This window comes from Streptomyces hilarionis (genome assembly GCF_024539675.1).
GTDB lineage: Bacteria > Actinomycetota > Actinomycetes > Streptomycetales > Streptomycetaceae > Streptomyces > Streptomyces hilarionis.
The window spans coordinates 1-260 of sequence record NZ_JAHHIT010000777.1 but is presented as its reverse complement, the minus strand read 5'-3'; the positions used below and the strand labels follow the sequence as shown (position 1 = coordinate 260).

The following is a 260-nucleotide window of genomic DNA, read 5'->3' as shown; positions in this document are numbered from 1 at the left end:
CATCCACTCAAGGATCCCGGTGGCAACAGCCACGCAGATCGCACCACAAACGAAACCGCTGAATCCGGCTGTTTTGGTCCAGGTAAGCCCCAGTAGCTCGGCAGCGCCGAAATAACCGCCAATCCAGCCGGCGAAGAGATAACCAATACGGCGCCAAGTGGGCATGGCGTCCGCAGCTACAACGAAAAGGAAGGCACCACCAAATGCTCCGACCAATGCAGCCAGGTCGATAGTGGGGAATGCCGCACCCAAACCCACGC

Annotated in this window: 1 protein-coding gene; it reads right to left on the bottom strand. The window is 58.8% G+C overall.

Annotated elements, in window-relative coordinates:
- On the bottom strand, positions 1 to 260 hold a 260-nt coding region (locus KMS84_RS44680; protein WP_256921621.1), incomplete at both ends, for a putative holin.